This window comes from Mesorhizobium sp. M7A.F.Ca.CA.002.05.1.1, from assembly GCF_003998335.1.
GTDB lineage: Bacteria > Pseudomonadota > Alphaproteobacteria > Rhizobiales > Rhizobiaceae > Mesorhizobium.
Map to the genome: position 1 here is coordinate 1 of NZ_RZQI01000676.1, position 3,321 is coordinate 3,321.

Sequence of the window (3,321 nt, forward strand, 5' to 3'; positions counted from 1 at the left end):
CTCATGCCGAAAGCGCCGTCATCACGCTGCGAAACCGCTCGGCGATAGCCTCTCGCTTCACATGCGTGCCGCCGCTGACCTGCTTGAACCCATGCACCCAGACGCAGTCGACCTTGCCGCCATTGGCGAAGATCCAGGCGTCCAGGATCGCGTCGCCGCTCTTGCCGGCCAGCGAGGGATTTTTGGGATCGAGCGAGACGAGATCGGCGGATGCGCCGGCGGCGATCTGCGAGATGCCGGCGCCAAGGGCGACGCTGCCCCCGTCTAGCGCGGCATCGAACAGCGCCCGGCCGGTCGAGCCGCCCGCGACCGCCAGCACATTGCGGGCGCGGTGGGCGAGGCGCTGTGAATATTCGAGCTGGCGCAATTCGTCGGGCAGGCCGATGAGCACGTTGGAATCGGAGCCGACGCCATAGCGGCCGCCATGTTCCCTGAACAGCGGCGCGGCAAAAGTGCCGTCACCGAGATTGGCCTCGGTGATCGGGCAGAGGCCGGCGATGGCGCCGCTCCTGGCCATGGCAACGGTTTCCGTATCGGTCATATGGGTGGCGTGGATCAGGCACCAGCGCTTGTCGACCTTGGCATTGGCGAGCAAAAACTCCACGGGCCTCGCGCCGGACCAGGCAAGACAGTCCTCGACCTCTTTCACTTGCTCGGCGATATGGATGTGAATCGGCCCCTCCGGCGCCAGCGCGGCGACTTCGGCTAGCTCCTGCGGCGTCGCGGCACGCAAACTGTGCGGAGCGACGCCGACGACAGCCTGATTCAACGCGCGAACCAATTCGCGGCATTTCTCAACAAGCCGCGAGAACCGATTCACATCGTTGATGAATCGCCGCTGACCTTCGTTTGGCACGGCACCGCCGAAAGACGAGTGCGCATAAAACACTGGCAGCAGCGTCAGGCCGATACCTGTTTCGCCGGCCGCCGCCGCGATGCGCCCGGCCATCTCGGCAAGATTGGCGTAGGATTTTCCATCGCGGTCGTGATGCAGATAGTGAAATTCGCCGACGCGGGAAAAACCGGCCTCCAGCATCTCGACATAGAGTTGTGCGGCAACCGCCTCGACCTGATCGGGTGTCATCGACAGGGCGAAACGGTACATCACCTCGCGCCAGCTCCAGAAACTGTCGGCGGAGGGGCCGCGAAGTTCGGCAAGGCCGGCCATGCCGCGCTGGAAGGCGTGGCTGTGAAGGTTGGGCATGCCGGGCAACAGGATCGCGTGGCGTTCGTCGCCGGCTAGCGCGGTAGCTCCAGGTTCGACGGTCGTGATGCGTCCCTCGGCGAAGGTGAGCCGCACATTATCGCGCCAACCATCGGGAAGGAGCGCCTGTTCCGCAAAGATCGCTGCCACTTTTCTCTCCGGTCCTCTGTCTCTCATGCGATGATGGCACTTGCAGTGCGTTTCAATATGTATATACATAATCGTCATCGATTGAAACGGAAAAGATGATGGCTGGACAGAGCAAAAGCCGGGCAGGGGATCTTCGTCTGTGGCGCAATGCGCGGCTAGCGACAATGGTCGACGGGTCTGCCGGACTTGGCGTCGTCGAACATGGCGCGGTCGCTGCGCGTGACGGCCGCATTGTCTATGCCGGCCTCGAGTCGGAGCTGCCCCCAACACTTGCCCAGGGCGCCGAGACGGTCGATTGCGAGGGCCGCTGGATCACGCCTGGCCTGATCGACTGCCACACCCATCTGGTCCATGCCGGCAACCGCGCGAACGAATTCGAGATGCGGCTGGCCGGCGCCACCTATGAAGAGGTCGCCCGGGCCGGCGGCGGCATTGTTTCGTCGGTCAAATCCTTGCGCGCCGCCAGCGAAGATGAACTGGTCACTCAATCGCTGCCGCGCCTCGATGCGCTGATCGCCGAAGGCGTGACCACCGTCGAGATCAAGTCCGGCTATGGCCTCGACCTCGAAAACGAGAAGAAGTCGCTGCGTGCCGCACGGCAGTTGGGCAACCAGCGGCCGGTGACAATCCGCACCACCTTCCTCGGCGCTCACGCGCTGCCGCCGGAAGCCAAGGGCGACAAGGACGCCTTTATCGATCTGGTCGCCAATGAGATTCTTCCAAAGATTGCCGCCGAGGGGCTGGCCGATGCGGTCGACGGGTTTTGCGAGGGCATCGCCTTTTCGCCGGAACAGATGGCGCGCGTCTTCGCTGCGGCAAAGGCGGCCGGCCTGCCGGTCAAGCTTCATGCCGACCAGCTGTCCAACCTGCATGGCGCCGAACTCGCCGCCCGTTACGGTGCGCTGTCGGCCGACCATCTCGAATACACCGATGATGCCGGTGCAGCGGCGATGGCCAAGGCCGGAACCGTGGCGACGATCTTGCCCGGCGCCTACTATTTCATTCGCGAAACCAAGAAGCCGCCGATCGGCCTGTTTCGCCAGCACGGCGTCAGGATGGCTGTCGCCACCGACAACAATCCCGGCACTTCGCCGCTGACCTCACTGCTTCTGACCATGAACATGGCCGCGACCCTGTTCGGCCTGACCGTCGATGAATGCCTTGCCGGCGTCACCCGGGAGGCCGCCCGCGCGCTTGGTTTGCTGGGAGAAACCGGCACGCTTGAGGTCGGAAAATCCACCGACCTGGCGATCTGGAACATCGAGCGCCCCGCCGAACTCGTCTATCGCATGGGCTTCAACCCGCTGCATGCCCGCATCTGGAGAGGACAATGACCGAACTGACCCTGAAGCCCGGCAATGCGACGCTGGCCGACTGGCGCGCCATCTATCGTGGCGCCGTGCCCAAGCTGGACAATGCCTGCCGGCCAAAGATCAAGGCGAGCGCCGAGGCTGTCGCCAGGATCGTTGCCAAGGGCGAGCCGGTCTATGGCATCAACACCGGCTTCGGCAAACTGGCCAGCGTCCGCATCCCGGCCGAGGATCTCGAGACCTTGCAGCGCAACATCGTCCTGTCGCACGCCGCCGGCGTCGGAGAGCCGATGCCGGTTGCTGTCTGCAGGCTGATGATGGCGCTGAAGCTCGCCAGCCTGGCGCAGGGCGCGTCGGGTGTGCGGCCGCAGACCATCGAGCTGCTCGAAGCGATGCTGGCCAACGACGTCATCCCGGTGGTGCCGGCGCAAGGTTCGGTCGGCGCCTCCGGCGACCTCGCCCCGCTGTCGCACATGACGGCGGTGATGATCGGCGTCGGCGAATGCTTCACCCCGCATGGCCGTTTCCCGGCCAAGGTCGCCTTCGTCTCGCATGGATTGGAACCGGTGACGCTGGGCGCCAAGGAGGGCCTGGCGCTGCTCAACGGCACCCAGTTTTCGACCGCCTATGCGCTGGCCGCCTTGTTCGAGGCCGAAG

General features: G+C 64.6%; 3 protein-coding genes. 2 read left to right on the top strand and 1 reads right to left on the bottom strand.

Features of this window, described 5'->3' with window-relative positions; all coding sequences use genetic code 11:
* Nucleotide 1 precedes the first annotated feature (1 nt).
* Nucleotides 2-1,354 (bottom strand): formimidoylglutamate deiminase, encoded by a 1,353-nt coding sequence (locus EN939_RS26430; protein ID WP_127270704.1) that lies wholly within the window; start codon nucleotides 1,352-1,354, stop codon nucleotides 2-4.
* 98 nt (nucleotides 1,355-1,452) lie between these two features.
* Between EN939_RS26430 and hutI the strand changes: the two genes are divergently transcribed.
* On the top strand, nucleotides 1,453-2,688 hold the full coding sequence (gene hutI, locus EN939_RS26435; protein ID WP_127270706.1) for an imidazolonepropionase: 1,236 nt from the start codon (nucleotides 1,453-1,455) through the stop codon (nucleotides 2,686-2,688).
* Nucleotides 2,685-3,321, top strand: a 637-nt coding sequence (locus tag EN939_RS26440) for an aromatic amino acid lyase (RefSeq protein WP_164751231.1), incomplete at its 3' end; no start/stop codon positions are given. The genes hutI and EN939_RS26440, both read left to right, overlap by 4 nt.